Below are 21,853 nucleotides of genomic sequence, written 5' to 3'. Positions count from 1 at the left end.
TTCAGACCAGAGAGGATGCTTATGAAACAGATTATTGTCGTTACAGGTAGCGGCTCTATTGCACAAGCGATTGCACGTAGAGTCAGTGTGGGTAAGCATATTTTATTGGCCGATATTAAACCTGAGGTTGCCAAAGAAGCAGAAACCGTCTTGTCCCGAGCCGGTTTCGAAGTCAGTACCAGCTATGTCGATGTCAGTTCACGCCAGTCAATTCAGGATTTAGTTAAACAGGCCACTGGGATAGGGGAAATAAAAGGTGTCATTCATACCGCTGGGCTATCCCCTTCTCAGGCAAAAGCACAGGACATCATCAAAGTCGACCTATACGGTACAGCAGTAGTGTTTGAAGAATTTGGCAAAGTTATTGCAAAAGGTGGGTCGGCTGTTGTCATTGGTTCGCAATCAAGTCATCGACTAAATGTTGATGCACTTACTCAATATGAAGCAGATGCGCTGGCAACCTTAGTGCCTGAAGAATTACTTAATTTGCCTTTAGTTAAAGATATTGACGACAGTTTATATGCTTACCAAATTTCCAAGCGAGGAAATGCATTACGCGTGATGGCCGAAGCCGTGAAATGGGGAAAGCGTGGAGCCAGAATAAACTGCATCAGTGCCGGAATTATTTATACGCCACTGGCCTATGATGAACTCAATAGTGCTGAACGCGGAGAGTTTTATCAAAATATGCTTTCAAAATCACCCGCTGGCCGTGGTGGTACACCAGATGAAATTGGCGCACTTGCTGAGTTTTTATTTGGACCTAATGGTACTTACGTCAGTGGAAGCGATATCTTGATCGACGGGGGTGTCACCGCATCCTATAAGTATGGTGAGTTAAGCTCTTAAACGGCTTTAACTATAACGCAGCTTAAACGGCTGCGTTATATTGTCTGTGTGGAGCCTGCGCTGATCTGAGTCGATTGTAGCAGTCACTAATATCGTTGATATTCAGCCCTCAATGACTCGCACTTCTTAGATGTATATATCTTTAATTAAGCAATGCCCATTTCCGGCACTAACTTGCCGATAAATTGATCACTGTCGGCTATGAGCGATCAGCGGAAGTTAGCCTAACAGTGTATTGAGCCGTTGAAGTAACCACTTTACCGATGAGACATTCACAATTGGATGTATCGCGAGTGGTACACATCGCACCTCTGGCCAGGACTAACGCCCAATGTCACCAATGGAGCGTGGATTCCGCTTAACTTACAGAGCTATCCAGATTAGCGTCCCGAGTTTCCAGCTGAACACATTGAATCCCATTACGTTCCACATATGAATCCCCCCAATTTTTCATTGCATGTAGAACGGGCTCCAGTGTTTTTCCGTATTGAGTCAAAGAATACTCTACCCGTGGCGGTACTTCGGCGAAGACCTCCCTGATTATGATGCCATGCGATTCCAGTTCCCGAAGCTGTAGCGTCAGCGAACGCTGAGATACATTCCCTGCGAGCCGACGGAGTTCCCCAAACCGTTTAGTACCTGACATTAAATGGAAAATAATCAGAGGTTTCCATTTTCCTCCAGCCACGGCAATGGTCACTTCTACCGGGCAGTTAAACGGTTTTGATTTCATGCCAATCCCATTAGTGTAAAAAATACACCTATATATAAAAAATGTGCCTACTTGCGATTTTATACTCTTGGACTGATTATCACATAGCCCTTTGGCGAAATATTTAATGGGATTTATGGAGATAATGGAATGAAAGCAGCATTTTATGAAAAGTGCGGTACAGCACATGATGTTTTGCTAATAAGCGAGTTACCCGATCCGATCCCTGGACCAGGTGAGGTGCGCGTCCGCATTGCCTTCTCCGGACTCAATCCGACTGACATCAAATCTCGTACTGGCTTTGCGGGATCAAAACAGAAATTTCCTCGAATTATTCCGCATCAGGATGGTTCCGGCGTGATTGATATGGTCGGATCTGGAGTTACGGCAGAGCGCATTGGACAGAAAGTGTGGGTTTATGAGGCACAATCAGGGCGTGCTTTTGGAACCGCTGCACAATATGTCGTTATTCCTTCACAAAATGCCGTTGTATTACCGGACAATATTTCTTTTGAAACAGGTGCATGCCTCGGTATTCCCGCGATGACAGCACACCGCTGTTTGTTTGCCGATGGAGATTTACGTGGAAAATGGGTACTTATTCAGGGCGGTGCAGGGGCTGTAGGAACAGCAGCCATTCTTCTGAGTAAATGGGCTGGGGCAAGAGTTATAACCACAGTGAGTCGTCCGGAGCAAGAAGATGTCGTTCGTAAACTTGGCGCCGATATTATTGTTAACCGGCATACCGAAGATGTGGCTGAGCGAGTCAAGCAAGCAACCGGTGGGTTCGGTGTTGATCGAATTGTCGATGTCGACTTAGTGAGTAACCTCAATATAGATGTGACTTGCCTGAAAAAATCTGGCGTCATTAGTGCCTACGCCACTGAAGAGCCATCGGCTCAGCTGCATATTCCTTTTTTGAAAACAATGTTTGAAGGTTTTGTCTTTCGTTTTGTATTTGTCTATACCATGCCGGAAGAAGCACGAAATGAAGCCATCCGTGATATCACAGCCTGTCTGAGAATGGAGGCATACACTCCTGAGATCGCGCTAACGCTTCCTCTTGTTGATATTGCCGTTGGTCATGAGGCTATGGAGCAGGGTAAGGCTATCGGCAAAATATTAATCAGCCTGGAATAGCGCTTCTTTAATCATTTTAATGTCCGCTCATGGCACGAAGCAGCCCAAGGCAACAGCAGGGACTGCTATGAGCGAATACCAGCACCTTCCGCCGCCCTCTTCTTATCATCCGGCAACGCTTTATTCAGAGTAACGTTTCGCGGCGCAGATTATCTTCCCGCACAAAATCAATGAACGCCTGTAAAGGCGCGGGGATCAGACGGCGATCGTTGTAATAAAGCCAGGGACCGGTGAACGACAGCCACCACGGCTGTAATATCGGCTCGAGTTGTCCGCTGGTAATCGCGGGCTGTAACCAGTCTTCGAACAGATAAATGATCCCCGTTCCTGCAATCGCCGCTTCGACAGCCAGATCGACCGCGCCACCGACACTGACCACCAGCGGACCGCTCACCTGCACGCTGAGGGTTTCGCCTTCACGCTCGAATTCCCAGTCGGGCATAATGCCGCTGGCATAGCGCCCTCGCAGACAGCGATGCGGGATCAGATCCCGCGGATGCAACGGCCTCCCGCGGACATCAAGATAAGTCGGTGACGCCGCCGCGGCGTAGCGCTGAATACGCGGGCCGATCGGGATCGCCACCATGTCCTGTTCCAGACGTTCGTCATAACGGATACCGGCGTCACAGCCGTCACGAAACACATCCTGCACATTACTTTCGGCGATAATTTCCAGCTGAATATCGGGATAACGCCGCAGAAATTCTGGCACTAAGGCAGGAAAAACCAGCCGCGTGGCGCTGACCGGCACATTCAGGCGCAGTACACCGCCCGGCGTGTGGCGGTATCGGTTGAGCGCATCCAGTGCCGCATTCACCTCATTCATGGCGGGCAGCAGCCGCTCAATCAATGCCTTACCCGCTTCGGTCAGCACCACGGTGCGCGTGGTACGATGAAATAACCGGATGCCGAGCTGCTGTTCGGCGCGACGTACCGCGTCACTCAGCCGGGACGCATTGCTGCCGGTAACCCGCGCCGCCTCACGAAATCCACCGGCTTTCGCCACCTCAACCACCGCGTGCAACAGAGCGATATCCATCGGCATTGTGCGTAACCTCGTACAGTTTGTCCTGATTTCACCGGATAGTTGCACAGCCAGCGCACCGCTACAATCAGTGAACACATATAAAGGAGCGTCCCATGTCACAACCCTCAATGACTTATCGTCTCGGCGACCGCGAAGTGGCACGTTTAGGTTACGGTGCCATGCAGCTGGCGGGTCCGGGTGTTTTTGGTCCGGTAAAAGATGAAGCCCGCGCCATTCAGGTATTGCGTGATGCCGTGGCGAGCGGTGTGAATCATATTGATACCAGCGATTTCTACGGTCCACATGAAACCAATAAGCTTATTAAAAAAGCCCTGCATCCTTACGCTGACAATCTGTGCATCGTCACCAAAGTCGGTGCTCGTCGTGATGAAAAAGGTGGCTGGTTAACGGCATTCACGCCGCAGGAACTGGTCAGCGCGGTGGAAGACAACCTGCGCAATCTGGGGCTTGAGGCGATGGAAGTGGTGAATCTGCGCAGTATGCTGGATATTCATCAGCCGAAAGAAGGATCACTGGAACCGCAGCTGGAGGCGATGATTAAGCTGAAAGAACGTGGACTGGTTCGTCACATTGGCCTGAGTAATGTCACGGTAAAACAGGTGGAGGACGCGCAGAAACTGACGCCAATTGCCTGCGTGCAGAATATGTATAACCTGGCCAACCGCCACGACGATGCGCTGGTGGATAAACTGGCGGAGCAAGATATTGCCTACGTGCCCTTCTTCCCGCTGGGCGGATTTTCCCCGCTACAGTCAACGCAACTCGATGAAATCGCCGCTGACTTACAGGCCACACCGATGCAGGTGGCGCTGGCCTGGTTGCTCAGACGTTCACCGAATATTTTGCTGATCCCCGGCACTTCATCGCCGGAACATTTGCAGGAGAATCTGGCCAGCGCACGGCTGAATTTATCTGATGAAGTGATGGAAAAGCTGAACGAAATGAACTAAGGATCTTGTGAACTGAGTCCTTGGCATCGAGGACTCAGAATTTAAAATATCAGCGTTATGGTGACTGCCTGCGCTTCCACTCATCAGCCACATCGCCCAGAGTTTTAGGCACCTCATTACGTACCCAGGCCATAAAATTACTTTCGAACCGAAAGTCTACCCGCACTGCTCAGTCAGGAAACTCCGGACATTTTTTTGTTCCTGTAACGCTTATCCACAAGCGTAATACGTGTCAAATAAATGGTATGCGTAGGGAAAAGACGATGCCTATGGGCATCCGGGCACTTTGTAGATCTCAGAAATTACCTGCATCGTTGCGTCTTCGATCGTTCCTTCATTACGGCATAAAATCCATTCATGATTGGCTATTTCTCGCTCGAACGCGGTGGTACAAGCGACATGCTCTTCCAGCTTAGAAATCACCGTACTACCCAGCCCACGCGAACGGGACGCGGCCCTCGCCCATGAAATGTCAGGTGCAGTCACCACCCCGACATGCAGGTCTGGCGTTCGCACGTTTCGTTCAATGTTAAGCTGTAAAATCTCTGCAAAAGGAATCATTCGGCGAAATGCGGCATCCGACGGATACCAGCGATCCATCAGGATAATGCAGTCCACTGGCTGTTTAGTCAGCACATGCCTGGAAATCCAGGCACGGCTATCTGCAAGGCGCTCACAAACCTCCCGTTCCAAATCCAGAGTGGGATTTCTGGCGAGCTTGTTAACCAGGGCCATTGTTTCGCCCCTGTAAGGATCGCTTTTTTTCTCGCAAAGCCGGATGACCTTCTTGTTGTCAGCCCTGAGTACTTTCGTAATGGCCTCCAGCAATGTGGTTTTACCGGCCCCCTTGGGCCCATCCAGAGAAACAAAAAATTGACGTCTCATTCTTCAAATGACGATTGATATACGGTTTTTGTAAAGCTTGCATCTGGCAAAAACATCTCATTTCCTTCGTATGAACCGCTGACTAACCCTTCGTTTTAATGTGGTCGGTTCGAATGACTGGAACACTTAGACTTCAAGTGCAGCAAGAATGACGGTTTCCATTTTCTCCGCAGTGGTAGTTGGAAAACGTCCGCTGTGAGCGAACAGCAGACGTTGACTGATGACTACTCAGTGAATTCATCATTATTGAACATACCCTCCCGGCAACGAACTCAATCTCAATCGTTCTCAGACAGCTAGCGCAAGTTGTTGATGACGCTCTATAAATTTCGTTTTGAGGGCGCTATAGCGATGAGCATCGTTCCTGCTGAGTAATGCAGCTGCGTGTTTTATCTCAGCATACTCTTCTGCAATGTCTTTGTTTCTTCGAAGATAATCACGGAAAGCAAGATGTCTCAATACCTGCATATCTCCGACTGCAAACGCATGGACTTGATGACTACGCTGATCACCACCTTTAATGAAATATCTGCGCCCCGCAATCCCATTCTCACCGCGAGCAACATACCCGGCTTGGGTCATTGCTGAATGGTACTTATCCAATTCATTGATGTCGGAAACTTCAAGTAGCATATCAATTACGGGCTTTGCTGAGAGACCAGGAACTGACGTGCTTCCAATATGATGGACATCTTTAGCCATTCCACCGAGCAATGTTTTTATCAGTAAACTTTCAGCTTCAAACATCTCAGGCCATCTATCATCGTATGGCACAACAATAATCTTCCGCATAAACACATTCTCTCTGTCCTAAGTGTGCAACTCAACCCTGAACCCCGGCATTGCCTGTAGCCGGCGTTCCCTGGTGAAAAAACAGAGTCCACTGGCCCTTATCCGAACAAATCCAGCAAGAGGAATGTAATGCATGATGGCCCCCATCAGCGTAAAACGTCCGATAGTGAAGCAGAGCGTAACCGCAGCCCATCTCCGTAAGACGGAAATCGCTGCTGAGAATATACGGTGCAGCCTTTTCCCTTAGCAGCGACGCAATGGTCTCTAACCGGTCGACCGTCACACCTGACCGGGTGATTTCACGGAATTCAGGATGAAGAATCAGTTCCAGCCACTCCCGATCATTGCGCCTGTCGCCGTGAAGGCTGCACTCAAGCAATCTGAGCTTCTCCAGAAGCATTCTGCTTATCCTCAAGTGATTAAGCCGGACGTTCAAATTTACCATAACAGTTCATGCGCTACTTCCGCTTCTGGCACTAAGCCGACCTTCAGCCCCTCTAAATTAATGAACAAATCTAATAAACCCTAGCTAATTACCCCATCTAATCGAATAAATCAGTTTGCGTTATGCTTTTCCTACACAACAGCTGAAGGATAACGTCATGCAAACTGTAAAACTGAACAACAGTATTGAAATGCCCCTGCTGGGCTTTGGTGTCTTCCAGATGACGGATGCCGGAGAATGCGAAAGAGCCGTTATTGATGCCATAGATACAGGATACCGCCTGATCGATACCGCTGCGTCTTACCAGAATGAAACCCAGGTCGGGAACGCACTGAAACAGACCAGTATTGCCCGTAACGAACTCTTTGTAACGACCAAACTTTGGCTACAGGATACCAATTACGAAGGCGCTAAAGCACAGTTCGAACGCTCCCTGAATCGGCTGCAACTTGATTACGTCGACCTGTATCTGATTCACCAGCCTTATGGCGATGTCCATGGGGCATGGCGTGCTATGGAAGAACTGCAGCAGGCAGGCAAAATTCGCGCCATTGGTGTCAGCAATTTCCATCCTGACAGACTGGCCGACCTTATCGCCTTCAACAAAGTTGCCCCTGCGGTAAACCAGATTGAAGTTAACCCCTTCAACCAGCAGCTGCATGCTGTTCCATGGAATCAAAGCCGTGGCATTCAGCCGGAAGCCTGGGCACCGTTTGCTGAGGGTAAAAATGGCCTGTTCCAGCATCCCGTGTTAACGGCAATTGGTCAGAAGTACGGCAAAAGCGTGGGCCAGGTTGTACTGCGTTGGATCTTCCAGCGAGGCATCGTTTCACTGGCCAAATCGGTGCGAAAAGAACGAATGGAAGAGAATATTCACATTCTCGATTTTGAACTCAGCTCTGAAGATATGCTGCAAATTGCCGCCCTCGACACCGCAACCAGCGCCTTCTTCTCTCACCGCGATCCGGCGATGGTGGAATGGCTGACTGGCCGCAAACTTGATGTTTAAGTCTCGATAAAAGAGGTGTTCATTCAATGCAAAAACGTTATCTGGGTAAATCCGGACTCGAAGTCTCCGCGCTTGGGCTCGGCTGCATGGGCTTAAGCCACGGCTACGGCCCGGCGACCGATACCCGTCAGGCTATCGAGCTCATTCGCGCTGCGGTTGAACGTGGCGTCACCTTCTTCGATACCGCCGAAGTATATGGCCCCTTCCTTAATGAAGAGGTTGTCGGCGAAGCCTTAAAACCGTTTCGTGACCGCGTGGTCATCGCCACCAAGTTTGGTTTTACTTTTGGCGACGACAACAAGCAGCAGATTTTAAACAGCCGTCCGGAGCATATCCGTGAAGCTGTTGAAGGATCATTACGCCGCCTTAAGACTGATGTCATTGATCTGCTGTATCAACACCGTGTCGACCCGGATGTCCCCATTGAAGATGTTGCGGGTGCAGTGAAAGACCTGATCGCGGAAGGCAAAGTCAAACATTTCGGTCTGTCCGAAGCAGGTGCACAAACCATTCGTCGGGCGCATGCTGTACAACCAGTCACTGCACTGCAAAGCGAATATTCCATGTGGTGGCGCGAGCCTGAGCAGGAGATCCTGCCATTGCTGGAGGAACTGGGTATTGGTTTTGTGCCTTTCAGCCCATTAGGCAAGGGCTTCCTGACGGGTTCGATTATACCAGGAACGACGTTTGGCAAGGATGATTACAGAAGCCAAGTGCCGCGTTTCGCCGAGCAGGCGATTGAAGCCAATGAAAAGCTGGTCTCATTGCTGGGTGAACTGGCTGCAGAGAAAGGCGTGACGTCTGCGCAAATTGCGCTGGCATGGCTGCTGGCACAAAAGCCTTGGATTGCTCCTATTCCTGGCACCACCAAACTGCACCGGCTTGAGGAAAACCTGGGGGCTGCCGACATCATGCTTTCCCAGGATGACTCACGTCAGATAACCCAGGCGCTTGAAACAATTAAAGTCGTCGGCGAACGTTACTCTCCTGAGCACCAGGCCCGCGTAGGCCGTTAATATCCGGACGGGTCCGCTGAGATTGGCGGACCCGTTATTCCTGGTAGCGAAGCGCATCGATCATCAGCGCAAAAGCGGGCGGATGCTGCTTACGGCTCGGGTAGTAAAGATAATATCCGGGGAAAGACGGACACCAGTCCTGCAGAACCTGAATCAGCTCTCCTGACTTTATATAATCCTGCACCCTGTCTTCAGGTATACAGGCGATGCCAAAACCGGATAAAGCCGCATCAATTCTTTCCGCCTGCAGATTAAACGTTACCTGCCCTTCCACTCTGACGCGTAACGGTTTCCCATCCTTCTCAAACTCCCAATGGTAAAGTCCACCGGCAGTCGGCAGGCGCATATTGATACACCGATGGTTTTGTAGCTCGTGCGGTGTTTCGGGTACGGGGCTAGCGGCAAAATAGGACGGTGCTCCCACCACTGCCATACGCATTTCCGGTCCAATCCTCACCGCGATCATATCCTTATCTACGCTTTCGCCAAGGCGGATCCCCGCATCAAAACGCCCCTCAACAATATCGACAAAACCGTTATCAACCACCAGTTCGAGATTGATTTCCGGATATTCCCTGAGGAAGGATTTTAACTTCGGCCATACCAGACTTCGCGCGGAATGCTCCCCAGCAGATAAACGGATATTGCCGGAGGCAGTGCCGTTCAGTTGAACAAGCGATTCGAGCTCCTGTTCAAGATCGGCAATACGGGGTTCAAGGCAGGCAATAATTCTTTCACCGGCTTCTGTAGGGGCAACGCTTCGGGTAGTGCGGGTCAGAAGGCGGATATTCAGCCTTTCCTCCAGGGCCTTCATCGCGTGGCTGAGTGCAGACTGAGAAACGCCCAGTTTGCCCGCTGCTTTGGTAAAACTTCGCTCCCTTGCCACCACAAGAAAGATTTGCAGTTCGTTGAAGTTTTCTTTGAGCATCGGCGATTTCCTTATGGAGGCATTCCCTTCATCGCACACTCATGAAGGGTGTTCATAGACACAATCATTTTAGCCCTATTACTGACAATAATGATAATTGATATTCTGACCGTATCGAAAATAAGTCTGAATTATCAGAAGGTTTATCATGAAAATACTCGTTGCAGGAGCGACAGGAAGTATTGGTCTTCATGTCGTGAATACCGTTATTGAAATGGGCCATCAGACCGTCGCTCTGGTCAGAAATAAACGCAAAGTAAAATTACTTCCTCGTGGAACGGATGTTTTTTACGGCGATGTTTCAATGCCTGAAACGCTCACCGATTTGCCGAAAAATATTGATGCCATCATCTTCACTCTCGGTTCCGATGGTCAGGGTCGTATTGGTGCCAGAGCGGTAGATTACGGCGGAGTGCGCAATATTTTACGAATATTCAAGGATACGCCTGTTCGTATCGGCCTAATGACCACAATTGGCGTGACTGAACGACTCAGCACCTGGAATCAACGCACTGAGGTTCATGACTGGAAAAGACGTGCCGAGCGTCTGGTAAGGGCGAGTGGTCATCCCTATACCATCGTCAGGCCCGGCTGGTTTGATTACAACAATGATGATGAACACAGAATCGTTATGCTTCAGGGAGATCGTCGCCATGCAGGAACACCGGAAGATGGTGTGATATCCCGGGAGCAAATAGCCCAGGTTCTGGTCAGTGCTCTGACTAACGACGCGGCAAGAAATAAAACGTTCGAGCTGGTGGCTATACCAGGAGAAGCACAGCAGGATCTTACCCCACTGTTTGCAGACCTGCAGACTGATGATCCACAAAAAAATGATGGGGTTCTGGACATAGACAATATGCCTCTGCGTGAAGAACCTGACTGCATTATTAACGAGCTGAACCTGTATTCAAAAAAATTAACCAATCTACAACCCTGACAATTTTGTCATATAGCGGTCAGTCTCATGACAGCTTAGGTTTGTATATTTGAATGTACAGAGAGGATAGTTCCCCTGATACGAGTCCAGTTTCAAACATAAATTTTAAAAGAGGTATTATATATGAAATCACTACTTATTACTTCATTGGTCATGGGATTTATTGCAGTGAATGCTGCATCTGCCGCTCAGGAAATTAACCATGCAGATGGGAAAGAAAAGTTAGGTGTAGTCTCAGCCAGCAATGCCTATACGCTTGATGAATTATCGAATACGCTTTCTCGTAAGGCTGATGAGCAAGGGGCAACGTCATTCAAAATCCTGTCGACAACGGGGGATAACAAGCTACATGGGGTTGCTGAAATCTATAAGTAAATCATTAGCATCCTGAACAGGATGTATCACAGCCCTCTTATAGTGAGCGTCAATTTATGTTCAGAACAGAAGACATCATCGATGAGATAACTAAATGGATTGATTCAAACTTGCATAAGCCGCTGAAGATAGAGGATGTTGCTGCGCGGGCAGGATACTCCAGGTGGCATCTTCAGCGGATTTTTGTACAGGTAAAATAATTTAGTTATTCCTTCTTTCTATGATAATTATAGAAATGTGCAGATACACCACTCCTGGTCTTTATAGATAGCTCTTCATGCCTGTCTCTATAATAAAAATAAAGATCATCGACAATATTTTTACAAGAAGAGAGAGCACTTTGTATTTCATTAACTACAATATCGTATATCTTATCTCTTGATTTTTCATATACTGCATTTAAATCATATCCTTCTAAGCGTGATCCATAGTCCTCCATCCACGACATATTCTTAAACATCTCATCATCATCAGTATATAAATTACAGAATCCCTTATGAGCTCTTGTATTTCTATCTATACGAAGAGGGCCACCAGAGGAATCAAGTATTTTTAAGTTACTTAATATATCAGCATGAGTGTCTTTAATAATCTTACCGAACTGTTTAATATTTAAAGAGTGATCTGGAATATTAAGTTCCAAAACCTCATTAACAAAATGAAAGGTTATATCCCGAAGACTTGAGAATCTAAATAATGCCAAATCAACAATTGCCTTAAGCCAATCATATCGATTTATATTTTTTACTTTTGAAACCAATGGCAAATTATTAACCCCTAGCATTTGAGGGATAACTCTTAAATCTACGAATTGTTGTTCTAATGCGTTAAATCTAATATAGGTTAAATGCGCATATGCCATATGAGGATCAGCTTTAGAGAACTCATTCCAATCGGAGTAGGAATGATCATACAGAAAATATGTATTAATCGAATCATAAAGTACCCCTTTGAAAGCGGCCCCCTCCCGATCCCACCAATAATAATCATCTTTCATGAAAAGCCTCGCTAAAGTTAAAGGCAAAACCAAAAAAAACATCTTATTCTAACGTCAGCCTAACACCTTATCCAACTCTTTATTATCAGAATAAACACTTAGTATTTTACGCACCCATTCTTGATTATATAAATACCCATCAAAACCTTCGATATAACCACAATACTTCCCTTTTAGAGTTTTATCTACATGAGATGGTCTGACATCAAAATGCTTCCAAAACTTTGCATGAGTACTAAGATTAAAAGACTTATGTTTTTTCTGAACCAACTCAACTACCTTTTTAGGTTTCAACTTAAATTGATTTTCCACTCCTTTGATGAAAGCAATACCAGTATCAAATTTCTCAAGTTCATCTTCGGTGAGATTATTAACATTGATAAACTCTATAGAAATATCAGTACTTGATGCTTTTTTACCTATCAAGGGGACTAACAAAGCTCTGAGTCGATACTGTTGACTTTCTAATATTTCTTGCTCCAAGTCTCTTTTATAATCCTCGATATATTTCTTAACAATAGTGAAATTTTTTGATTGGACTTTCTTCAAAGCGTCGATCTGCGCTTGCTGAGACATCCTTGTAAGTTGCATTGCAAGAGATAAGTTTACCATTAAAGCATTTTCATCACCAAATTCGTTAATGAGAATATCTTCAAAGTTATTTATTGAAGCCTGGCACTCACCAAAAGTTAGTGTATCTATTTCAGGGAGACCTCGGTGCTCAATGATATTACGTAAACCTATTAAAAAAAACACATTCGATTTTTCTGGGGTATTTCTTCCAAGCCAATATTTTTCACAGCAGGTTTTCAGTTCCCACTCTTTTTTGTCACCATCAACAATTTTATGAGAACCATCATCATTCAAGTAAAAATAATCAACACCTCTTTTTGCGAATATAGCATGAAATAATGATGTATATGCTATAACTACATTAACTATAAAACCATGAGTTTTAAACTCTGTAAATGGATTATTGTAAACAGAAACAGCAAGCATAGCGAACTCTCTTGCTTTTTTTAAATTAATGCTTCGCTCACTTTTGGCCGGTTCAACACTCTTCTGACTATGAAGATTTCTGAAGTCTTCCTTACTTAAGTATTTTAATCCAAGTGTGGTATATTGAGCGCCATCCCTTGATATATATTTACTCCATCTTTTAGTTGGATATGTTTTACATGTCTGAACTTTCCAACCAGTAGCCACTGCTAACTCAGCAATAGTAAAAAATTCTTGCCGATTTTCCTTTCCTACTAAAAAATCAAAAGCCTTATCAACCTGATCATGTTTTTTCATACAACATCCCTATTTAACTTTTAAAGATAAATGTCTTTTTAGATAGGTCTGCAAAAATGTTTTCGCAAACAAATAAAAAGACATTGTACATTCTTACTATATTATTTTAATGTACTTACATCACACATAAAAGATAACAACTCGCCATACCACTGCATCATCTCCTTTCTCCCTTCCAAGTACTGAGCGTGGTTATATGTCCCACGAATAGAGTTCTTATCGACGTGAGCCAGCTGTAGCTCAATCCAGGTCGAATTGAATCCTTGCTCATGCAAAATGGTACTCATCGTGTGACGGAATCCATGCCCCGTAACGCGTCCGGCATAGCCGATGCGCCTTACCAACACAGTCAATGCCATATCACTCATCGGTTTCTTGGGATCATTACGTCCAGGGAACAACAACGCTCCTGCTCCCGTCATGGGTTTAAGCTGATTAAGCAAGTCAATTGCCTGGCTTGATAATGGAACCAGATGAGGACGGCGCATTTTCATGCGTTCTGCTGGTACGTTCCAAACCTTTCGCTCAAAATCAAATTCCCGCCACTCTGCTTGTCTCAGTTCTCCGGGCCTTACTCCGGTCAAAATAAGCAGCTGCATGGATAACTTAACAAGCACGCTACCAGCATAGGTATGCAGGATACGAAGAAACTCTGGCAATTCGTCCTGGGTTAAAAAAGCATAATGCTTTTTCTCATGAGGAGTTACGGCACTGGCTAAGTCAGGCGCTGGATTGTACTCGGCCCTGCCAGTCACAACGGCATACTTCCAGACTTCGCCACAACGTTGACGAACCTTACGGACCTTCTCAGTTGCTCCTCGTGCTTCTATCTTTGAAAGAACAGCAAGCAACTCCATCGGCTTGATATCTTTGATTGGCCGGTGACCGATATATGGAAACACATCCGTCTCAAAGGTTCTCATCATCTCTTCACGATAGGAGACAGACCAGCGATCATAGCGACGCTGATACCACTCCCGAGTGATGGCCTCAAACGAATTTTCTGCGTCCTGTTGACGACTAAGTTTCTCAATTTTGCGTTCAAGAGAAGGATCGTTGCCAGCCGCTAATGTCCTTTTAGCATCCTCACGCTTACTTCTGGCTTCAGCTAAAGAAACATCGGGGTAAACGCCAATCGCGAGCAGCTTCTCTTTGCCTAGCGAACGGTATTTGAGACGCCAGTATCTCTTACCGTTGGGATTAACCAACAAGTAAAGACCACCACCATCAGCGAGTTTGTAGGGTTTCTCTTTAGGTTTTGCAGTTTCAACCTGACGAGCAGTCAACTTCATAGGGGGTACCTCTCAGCAGGGGGTACAATTATACCCCCATCCATACCCCCACATTGAGCTTGACCCTGGGGGAGTACAATTGAGTTCAATAGACTAATAGAATGCTATAACTGCTGACTTATCAAGGGAAAATTGAGTTTGGTAGACTTCAGGAGACTTGAGTTTGGAGCGGTCAGCGGGAATCGAACCCGCATCATCAGCTTGGAAGGCTGAGGTAATAGCCATTATACGATGACCGCTTTGGTCCGCCACCGGAGCCTCGAACCCCGTACTACAACCTATGATTGCCGCTCTTCCCGATGAGCTAGTGGCGGTTTGGTAATACTACCGACAAATTCGATTTAATAATCACACACTCTGGAGAGGGTTAACGGCCGGCGCGGCATAATACATAAGTGAAATTACCCATGCAATCTATATGTATTTATTTAGGTGGTATTTTCACGCTACTGATTATTATAACTACAATTGCGCAAAAATAAGCCAACTAAGCAAGAGAGTCCGCATATTTCATCATTGTGAATACAGGAAGAGATAACCGCAACAAATACGCTTCATTTTTGTTCCCGGAATCTGGCTGGATGAGCAAAAACTTTACTATTCACTATCGTCAATTGAGCCCGAATGGAACGCAGCTGTAAAACGTGCTGGCATTCGCGGTGGCAATCCGTACCATACACGCCACACTTATGCATGCTGGATACTTACAACGGGAAGAAACCCGTCATTTATCGCCTGCCAGATGGGCCATGAAATACCCAAATGGTTTATGACATTGATTCAACCTGGATACAGGATATGAACGGCGATCGGTTCGGCATGCTAAACCAAAAACTCGCGCTATAGGCTGTGCCCCTGTGGTGCCCCTGAAACAACCGGCAAATCAATAAAATGCAAGATAAACAAGATATTACAAAGAAAGATCAATACAACCTGAACAAATTACAGAAGCGCCTGCGTCGTAACGTGGGTGAAGCGATCGCCGATTACAATATGATTGAAGAAGGCGACCGTATTATGGTCTGCCTGTCAGGCGGCAAAGACAGCTACACCATGCTGGAAATTCTACGCAACTTACAGCAAAGCGCGCCGATTAATTTCAGCCTGGTGGCCGTTAACCTCGATCAAAAACAACCTGGCTTCCCTGAACATATCCTGCCTGCCTATCTGGAAAGCATTGGTGTTGAGTACAAAATTGTTGAAGAGAACACTTACGGCATCGTTAAAGATAAGATCCCGGAAGGCAAAACTACCTGTTCTCTGTGCTCTCGTTTACGCCGTGGCATCCTTTACCGTACAGCGACTGAGCTGGGTGCGACGAAAATCGCTCTTGGTCATCACCGTGACGACATCCTTCAGACGCTGTTCCTGAATATGTTCTACGGCGGGAAGATGAAGGGTATGCCACCAAAACTGATGAGTGATGACGGGAAACATATCGTCATTCGTCCGTTGGCTTATTGCCGTGAGAAAGACATTGAGCGTTTTGCAATTGCTCGTGAATATCCGATCATTCCTTGCAATCTGTGTGGTTCGCAGCCGAATCTACAGCGCCAGGTCATTGGTGAAATGCTGCGTGACTGGGATAGACGTTATCCAGGCCGTATCGAAACCATGTTCAGTGCCATGCAAAACGTTGTGCCTTCGCACATGTGTGACACGGAACTGTTCGATTTTAAAGGGCTGCAACACGGTGCTGAAGTCGTTAATGGCGGAGATTTAGCATTCGACCGCGAAGAGTTGCCGATGCAACCTGCTGGCTGGCAGCCAGAAGAAGATGACAGTGAAACGCCAATTCAACGCCTCGATATCCTCGAAATCAAATAGTCATACCTTCCCTCTCTCTCGCCTGAGAGAGAGGGAAACCTCAACGCTAACTATGCGGTGGTGGTTCGATAATCGGTCTTTGGTCGGGATCTAGTGGTGGGTCTGGTATCGGCTGAGGTCTGGGGATCGGATCAGGTACTGGGGTAGGTTCACTCGGAAACGACGGGTCACTCATCTCTAATCTTCGATAAACAGTCATCATTGCCTCCTTTAAATACTCCTTTTAAGCATAGACCACATATTGCAGACAAAAAAAAGCCGACTAATAGTCGGCTCGTACGAATCAATTGTGCTATGCAGTAATTCTAAAAAAGGAAGTAAGACAATATGGAGCGCAACGCCCATCGCTTGACGTTGCATTCACCTGCGAGAGAGATATTGCCTTGAACCGGCGTTCCATTTATTGACCTTGCTCAACTAACGCAGCCTTTTTTAACCTGCAGCATGTTAAAAATGTTAAATTTTACAGCCATTTACTACGATGTAACCACCAGGCAACACCGCCTATAAGAACCACCAACATGATACAAAATAGGCTGAAGCCAAAATGCCAGCCACCGCCAGGAATACCGCCCAAATTCACACCAAATAGCCCTGTCAAAAAAGTGCTGGGTAAAAAAACCATCGCCATTAGTGACATGGTGTAGGTTCTTCTTCCCATTGCTTCCTGCATAACCTGGGCAATTTCGTCAGTCATAACCGCAGTGCGGGCGATACAAGCATCAATTTCATCAAGCCCGCGCCCTAACCTGTCGGAAATATCCTGCATACGACGACGATGATCATCAGTCATCCAGGGTAAACGCTCACTCGAAAGGCGCGCATAAACATCTCGCTGAGGTGCCATGTAACGGCGCATGACGATTAACTGTTTACGCAGTAGAGCAAGGAAACCACGCGGCGGAATTTGCTGATCTAGCAAGTTATCTTCAAGGTCGATGATTTTGTCATGTAGTTGTTCAATAAACTCACTTGCGTGATCGGTCAGCGCATCACAAACATCCACCAGCCAGCTTCCACAATCGAGTGGGCCGGCGCCTTCCTTAAGATCATTCACTACATCGTCGAGCGCCAAAACTTGACGCTGGCGCGTTGACACAATAAGCCGCTCATCAATATATAAACGCATGGCAACAAGTTGGTCCGGGCGTTCATCGGTACTGCCATTAATGCAGCGCAACGTAATCAAAGTCCCCTCGCCTATGCGCGTAACTCGCGGACGAACGCTCTCTCCCGCCAGGGCATCACGAGCATAATTTGGCAGCAACGGCGTCGTTGCCAGCCAATTTGCACTGGCACTATTGGTATAGTTCAAATGCAACCAACCAGGATGTTCGGCATCAATGGTATCGTTATCCTCTATGGTATCGACACCGCCTTTACCATCCAATTGCCAGGCAAACACGGCATCCGGCACATTTAACTGGTATCCCTTAATGGTTTCCACTGCATTATCTCCACGTGTTACCACAATATTGTTGTCAGTCTAGCTGTCTTCATTTGTTATGTAACTCGGAAAAATATGCAAACACGCTGAATTTGCTGAATAAAAAATGTTACATTTCCGCAGTTTTTTAGACCCAATCATGCCTCGCGGCATTCGGAGATGATGTTTGTCAGAAAGACGTAGGGCTTCACCCAATTTAGACCTTCGCCTAAAGACCATGCGCCAACGGGCAATCACTGTCAGTGGCCCGTGGTTTCTATGGATTAATTTGTTGTTCTGCTTATTTATTTTAGGCAGGCATTACTTCTCACCCTCGCTGCAAATCGCCAGCGTTACGGCGTCAGTACCCATACTGGAAATTCTTATGGGGCTAATTCTCGCAGCCTCATCATCAGCCATTTTCATTTTGCGCATGGCGCACGATCAACATGCTGAGTGGTTAAGCAAATTTCTGTACGGAGCATTGCTTTGTATCAGCGCGTTATGGGTAGGATGTTTTTATGTATTTCTGGCGAGCGGCGATTCGCGGATTGTTTTCCCGTTCGCTGCCTTGCTGATTTTCACTGCGCTAATTTCACTTTATTTTGATGGCCGAGTGCTACTGAGTTTCACCCTGCCAATCTGGATCTCGATTCTGGTCTGTAATTTTATTTATCCATCTGATCTGACCGTACTGAACGCGCTGCTCTATCTACTTCTGGCGGGTCTTTTTGAGTCGGGACGTCGAATCTTGCGCGGTTGGTTTGTGTTGGCGATTAGTCGTGAACAAGAAAATAGAGAATTGATTAAACGGCTACAAGACCTGGCGAATAACGATCCACTTACCGGTATTGCCAATCGTCGATCTTTTCATCTTCTTCTAGAAAAGGCTATGCAGCGCCAACAACAATGCGGTACGCCACTTTCATTGGTTATGCTGGATGTCGATTACTTCAAGAAGTACAACGATCATTATGGCCATCAGGCTGGTGATGAGTGTCTGGTGAAAATCGCTCAATGTCTGGTGGAGGCTACTCGTTCAATACATGATGCTGTTGCTCGCTTTGGCGGAGAGGAGTTTATTATTTTGCTGCCAGATGCGGTGGAGAAGCAGGCAATTGAAGTCGCTGAACGAATCAGACGGGACCTACAGGCACTCTCTATCCCACACGCAGCCTCACCCATAATGCCTTATGTTACTATCAGTCTCGGTATTGCCACTCTGATACCTGGAACCACCGCGACACGCCTTATCGCACAAGCAGATGCCGCGTTGTATAAAGCAAAAGAAAATGGCCGCAACCGGTGGCAAACGTACCAACACTAGCAAAGAGAGAAAAATGAAAATTGGCGTACTGTTTCCAATAGCAATCATTGTTGCAGCGATTGTATTCATCACTTGGTTTATTGCTGGTGGCTACGCGACATCCGCTTCTTGATAAAGCAAACCACAGAGATGGTAAAGAATATATGTTCAAAGAGCCGGTCAGTTGCGTAACTGACCGGCATTACTGAAGGATGGGCTAAATCTAGTGAGCCACGATATACATCGTGCGGCTATACGCGACATCTTCAGGGTTATTAATTGGATAACCTTTCAACCATGGCTTGATTAAACGGCCATTAGTGTACTGATAGATAGGCGCTATTGGCGCTTTTTCCTGGATGATTTTCTCAGCCTGGTTGTAGTCTTTATTACGCGCTTCATCCGTAGTTTCCTGGCTCGCTTGCTGCAGGATTTTGTCATATTCCGGCGAGTTGAAGCGTGAGATATTGCCGCTATGGGATGAAGTTAACAATGACAGGAAGGTAGACGGTTCGTTGTAGTCACCTACCCATGAAGCGCGGATAACATCGAAGTTACCGGTGTTACGGCTATCGATATATGTCTTCCACTCTTGGTTTTGCAGCTTCACATCCACACCCAGATTTTTCTTCCACATTGAAGCCACTGCTATAGCAATCTTCTGGTGGTTTTCCGAGGTGTTGTACAAGAGGGTGAGTTTAAGCGGATTGGTCGGTCCGTAGCCTGCGGCCTGCAATAAAGTTTTCGCCTGTGCATTGGCCTCTTCCTGGCTCATTTGCTCAAATGGCGAAGTTTCCGGTTTAAATCCAGCGGTTACATCCGGAGTAAAACGCCACGCAGGTTTTTCGCCTGTCCCCAGCACTTTTTCAGCCATTATATGACGATCAATGGTCATACTCAGAGCAAGACGCACTCGTTGATCGGCAGTCGGGCCTTTTTGGGTGTTGAAAGCGTAATAATACGTACCCAACTGCGGTGGGGTGTAAACCTGACCTGGAATATCTTTTAGCAATTTCTGGTAGAGGTTTTTCGGGAAAGATTCAGTAATATCAATATCCCCCGCCAGATAACGTTTTGTTGCCGAAGATTCTTGGTTGATCGGAATAAACGTCACTTGGGTAATAACTGTTTTACTATTATCCCAGTAATGAGGGTTCTGTACCGCCACCAGCTTTTCGTTAACGATGCGATCTTTAAGTGCGTATGCGCCGTTACCCACCAGGTTACCAGGCTTAGTCCAGTCGTTACCGAATTTCTCAACTACAGCTTTAGGAACCGGGTAGAACGAGAAATTGGCCGTAAGATTTGGGAAATACGGTACTGGTTTATCCAACTGAATTCGTAGCGTTCTGGCATCAACTGCCGTCACCCCCAACTTATCCGCAGGCATTTTTCCATCAATGATGGCTTGCGCGTTGTTAATACCTGCAAGAGCTGCGAACCATGCAAATGGTGAGGTGTTTTTAGGGTCAACCAGACGCTGCCAGCTATATACAAAATCTTGCGCGGTTACAGGTGTTCCATCGGACCAACGCGCGTTATCACGCAGAGTAAAGGTCCAGGTGCGGTTATCATTACTTTGCCATTTCGTCGCAACACCAGGTTCGAGTTGCCCTTTCTCGTTTTGATTCACTAGCCCTTCAAAAAGATCACGGATTACCTGAATTTCCGGTAACCCTACTGCTTTGGCTGGATCAAGAGACGCAGGCTCATCTTTGATATGGCGCACCAGACTCTGGTCGGCGGCAAGTTTAGTACCCGCGGGAACATCCGCAGCCCAGGCTTGAGAAAACAGGCACGTAAGCGTTAATGCACAAGTCGTTATACGAAAAGGTATTCTCATGAGTGACCCTGTAGTTGTTAATTTTTAGAGAGGGACGTATCACGCCCAGAACTGACCAGTAATGTATCGCAATTACTTGTATTGCCAATAAGAAAAATAGCATCCCTACATAAGCGAATAGATGAAAATAGCAATTGTCTGAATTTTTCATTTCAACTGTCTAAACGCATTTTTTATATCATCTTTTGTTTTGCCTTTCTCGTATGATTCGCACCAAAAACCACAATCAATTACAGGGAAAGAAAATGACACACAAACATCTCCTTTTTACAGTACTCATCAGTTGTATTACCACAGCATGGGCAGCAGAACCAACACCAGCAATGCTGGGTAATCTGAAAGCCTCTTTGCATCAGACTTGTGGTAAAGAGATTGTTGTTCAGATTGCTGAAATGGAAGGTTCCGACGAAGGGCGAATCATTCTTGGATTGAAAAACAATCAGACTGGCAATATCGATCTCTTCACTTCTCACAACACCAGTAACAAGCAATATGATAAATATCAGCCGGTTAATTATGATAGTTTGTCCAAAACTCTGGTCATTCTGGAAAATGATCGCCCAGCGGTTGTATGGGGCGGAGCCGTGGCCAACTTGAAAGGAATGGAATATAGCCTGGCACTAGGTTCACATGTCTATCCGTGCACTCAGCTTGTTCCGTTTGAGAATGAGATTGCCAATGACCTTTACGGGGAAAAAGACCTCCCTGCTCATTGATTAAGCACTATGGCCTGGCGGCTATTTGTTTCAGATGAGATTTTTGCTAAACACTGATATT

Annotated in this window: 23 protein-coding genes and 1 tRNA gene; 11 read left to right on the top strand and 13 right to left on the bottom strand. The window is 46.5% G+C overall.

Features of this window, described 5'->3' with window-relative positions:
- Window positions 1-21: 21 nt before the first annotated feature.
- Window positions 22-849 (top strand): SDR family oxidoreductase, encoded by an 828-nt coding sequence (locus tag EDF88_RS01665; protein ID WP_134182450.1) that lies wholly within the window; start codon window positions 22-24, stop codon window positions 847-849.
- A 358-nt stretch (window positions 850-1,207) separates the two neighbouring features.
- Here EDF88_RS01665 and EDF88_RS01660 read toward each other — a convergent pair whose 3' ends face one another.
- Entirely contained in the window at window positions 1,208-1,582 is a 375-nt protein-coding gene (locus tag EDF88_RS01660; protein ID WP_134182448.1) for a helix-turn-helix domain-containing protein, read from the bottom strand.
- A gap of 129 nt (window positions 1,583-1,711) precedes the next feature.
- Here EDF88_RS01660 and EDF88_RS01655 point away from each other — a divergent pair, with 129 nt between their 5' ends.
- The gene (locus EDF88_RS01655) at window positions 1,712-2,701 is read left to right on the top strand and encodes an NADPH:quinone reductase (protein WP_134182446.1); all 990 of its coding nucleotides are present in this window, start codon (window positions 1,712-1,714) and stop codon (window positions 2,699-2,701) included.
- A 124-nt stretch (window positions 2,702-2,825) separates the two neighbouring features.
- On the opposite strand, the gene EDF88_RS01650 is transcribed toward EDF88_RS01655, so the two are convergent.
- The gene (locus EDF88_RS01650; RefSeq protein WP_064519216.1) at window positions 2,826-3,746 is read right to left on the bottom strand and encodes a LysR substrate-binding domain-containing protein; all 921 of its coding nucleotides are present in this window, start codon (window positions 3,744-3,746) and stop codon (window positions 2,826-2,828) included.
- Window positions 3,747-3,841: 95 nt separating this feature from the next.
- Between EDF88_RS01650 and EDF88_RS01645 the strand changes: the two genes are divergently transcribed.
- Window positions 3,842-4,699 carry an oxidoreductase gene (locus EDF88_RS01645; protein WP_076707535.1) on the top strand — a complete coding sequence of 286 codons (858 nt, stop codon included), beginning with the start codon at window positions 3,842-3,844 and terminating at the stop codon, window positions 4,697-4,699.
- A 55-nt stretch (window positions 4,700-4,754) separates the two neighbouring features.
- On the opposite strand, the gene EDF88_RS24845 is transcribed toward EDF88_RS01645, so the two are convergent.
- From EDF88_RS24845 to EDF88_RS01625, 4 genes are all read right to left on the bottom strand, one after another.
- Window positions 4,755-4,832, bottom strand: a complete 78-nt coding sequence (locus tag EDF88_RS24845; protein ID WP_243839581.1) for a DUF6434 domain-containing protein — start codon at window positions 4,830-4,832, stop codon at window positions 4,755-4,757.
- A gap of 134 nt (window positions 4,833-4,966) precedes the next feature.
- Window positions 4,967-5,584, bottom strand: a complete 618-nt coding sequence (locus EDF88_RS01635; RefSeq protein ID WP_064519604.1) for a dTMP kinase — start codon at window positions 5,582-5,584, stop codon at window positions 4,967-4,969.
- Window positions 5,585-5,872: 288 nt separating this feature from the next.
- A complete protein-coding gene (locus tag EDF88_RS01630; protein ID WP_050321641.1) occupies window positions 5,873-6,376 on the bottom strand; it encodes a GrpB family protein in 504 nt (167 codons plus the stop codon).
- A gap of 31 nt (window positions 6,377-6,407) precedes the next feature.
- Window positions 6,408-6,776 carry a nuclear transport factor 2 family protein gene (locus tag EDF88_RS01625; protein ID WP_134182444.1) on the bottom strand — a complete coding sequence of 123 codons (369 nt, stop codon included), beginning with the start codon at window positions 6,774-6,776 and terminating at the stop codon, window positions 6,408-6,410.
- A 202-nt stretch (window positions 6,777-6,978) separates the two neighbouring features.
- On the opposite strand from EDF88_RS01625, the gene EDF88_RS01620 reads away from it, so the two are divergent.
- Window positions 6,979-7,830, top strand: coding sequence for an aldo/keto reductase (locus EDF88_RS01620; protein WP_134182442.1), 852 nt, complete (start codon window positions 6,979-6,981; stop codon window positions 7,828-7,830).
- 26 nt (window positions 7,831-7,856) lie between these two features.
- Window positions 7,857-8,846 (top strand): aldo/keto reductase, encoded by a 990-nt coding sequence (locus EDF88_RS01615; protein WP_134182440.1) that lies wholly within the window; start codon window positions 7,857-7,859, stop codon window positions 8,844-8,846.
- A gap of 34 nt (window positions 8,847-8,880) precedes the next feature.
- Here the strand turns inward: EDF88_RS01615 and EDF88_RS01610 are convergent, their stop codons facing one another.
- On the bottom strand, window positions 8,881-9,774 hold the full coding sequence (locus EDF88_RS01610; protein ID WP_034498209.1) for a LysR family transcriptional regulator: 894 nt from the start codon (window positions 9,772-9,774) through the stop codon (window positions 8,881-8,883).
- A gap of 148 nt (window positions 9,775-9,922) precedes the next feature.
- Between EDF88_RS01610 and EDF88_RS01605 the strand changes: the two genes are divergently transcribed.
- The gene (locus EDF88_RS01605; RefSeq protein WP_134182438.1) at window positions 9,923-10,714 is read left to right on the top strand and encodes an SDR family oxidoreductase; all 792 of its coding nucleotides are present in this window, start codon (window positions 9,923-9,925) and stop codon (window positions 10,712-10,714) included.
- A gap of 123 nt (window positions 10,715-10,837) precedes the next feature.
- Window positions 10,838-11,089 (top strand): DUF1471 domain-containing protein, encoded by a 252-nt coding sequence (locus EDF88_RS01600; RefSeq protein WP_099462172.1) that lies wholly within the window; start codon window positions 10,838-10,840, stop codon window positions 11,087-11,089.
- Between the two features lie 205 nt (window positions 11,090-11,294).
- Here the strand turns inward: EDF88_RS01600 and EDF88_RS01590 are convergent, their stop codons facing one another.
- The 4 genes from EDF88_RS01590 to EDF88_RS01575 form a co-directional block, all read right to left on the bottom strand.
- On the bottom strand, window positions 11,295-12,086 hold the full coding sequence (locus tag EDF88_RS01590) for a Cthe_2314 family HEPN domain-containing protein (RefSeq protein WP_134182436.1): 792 nt from the start codon (window positions 12,084-12,086) through the stop codon (window positions 11,295-11,297).
- A 54-nt stretch (window positions 12,087-12,140) separates the two neighbouring features.
- Window positions 12,141-13,382, bottom strand: coding sequence for a DUF3644 domain-containing protein (locus EDF88_RS01585; RefSeq protein ID WP_134182434.1), 1,242 nt, complete (start codon window positions 13,380-13,382; stop codon window positions 12,141-12,143).
- Window positions 13,383-13,483: 101 nt separating this feature from the next.
- Entirely contained in the window at window positions 13,484-14,674 is a 1,191-nt protein-coding gene (locus EDF88_RS01580) for an integrase arm-type DNA-binding domain-containing protein (protein WP_134182432.1), read from the bottom strand.
- 164 nt (window positions 14,675-14,838) lie between these two features.
- A tRNA-Gly gene (locus EDF88_RS01575) sits at window positions 14,839-14,913 on the bottom strand.
- A 652-nt stretch (window positions 14,914-15,565) separates the two neighbouring features.
- Between EDF88_RS01575 and ttcA the strand changes: the two genes are divergently transcribed.
- Entirely contained in the window at window positions 15,566-16,501 is a 936-nt protein-coding gene (gene ttcA / locus EDF88_RS01565; protein WP_134182430.1) for a tRNA 2-thiocytidine(32) synthetase TtcA, read from the top strand.
- Between the two features lie 463 nt (window positions 16,502-16,964).
- Here ttcA and zntB read toward each other — a convergent pair whose 3' ends face one another.
- Entirely contained in the window at window positions 16,965-17,948 is a 984-nt protein-coding gene (zntB, locus tag EDF88_RS01560; RefSeq protein ID WP_134182428.1) for a zinc transporter ZntB, read from the bottom strand.
- 217 nt (window positions 17,949-18,165) lie between these two features.
- Between zntB and EDF88_RS01555 the strand changes: the two genes are divergently transcribed.
- A complete protein-coding gene (locus EDF88_RS01555; RefSeq protein ID WP_243839580.1) occupies window positions 18,166-19,254 on the top strand; it encodes a GGDEF domain-containing protein in 1,089 nt (362 codons plus the stop codon).
- 13 nt (window positions 19,255-19,267) lie between these two features.
- Entirely contained in the window at window positions 19,268-19,366 is a 99-nt protein-coding gene (locus tag EDF88_RS24635; protein ID WP_151993583.1) for a YoaK family small membrane protein, read from the top strand.
- 90 nt (window positions 19,367-19,456) lie between these two features.
- Here the strand turns inward: EDF88_RS24635 and EDF88_RS01550 are convergent, their stop codons facing one another.
- Complete coding sequence (locus EDF88_RS01550) at window positions 19,457-21,076, bottom strand: ABC transporter substrate-binding protein (protein WP_134182424.1); 1,620 nt, start codon at window positions 21,074-21,076, stop codon at window positions 19,457-19,459.
- A gap of 245 nt (window positions 21,077-21,321) precedes the next feature.
- On the opposite strand from EDF88_RS01550, the gene EDF88_RS01545 reads away from it, so the two are divergent.
- The gene (locus tag EDF88_RS01545) at window positions 21,322-21,792 is read left to right on the top strand and encodes a hypothetical protein (protein ID WP_134182422.1); all 471 of its coding nucleotides are present in this window, start codon (window positions 21,322-21,324) and stop codon (window positions 21,790-21,792) included.
- The last annotated feature ends 61 nt before the right edge of the window (window positions 21,793-21,853 follow it).

The sequence above is a fragment of the Buttiauxella sp. BIGb0552 genome (assembly GCF_004366275.1).
GTDB classification, from domain to species: Bacteria; Pseudomonadota; Gammaproteobacteria; order Enterobacterales; family Enterobacteriaceae; genus Buttiauxella; species Buttiauxella gaviniae.
Note: the sequence above shows the minus strand (reverse complement) of the source record. Positions and strands in the feature narration are given on the sequence as shown.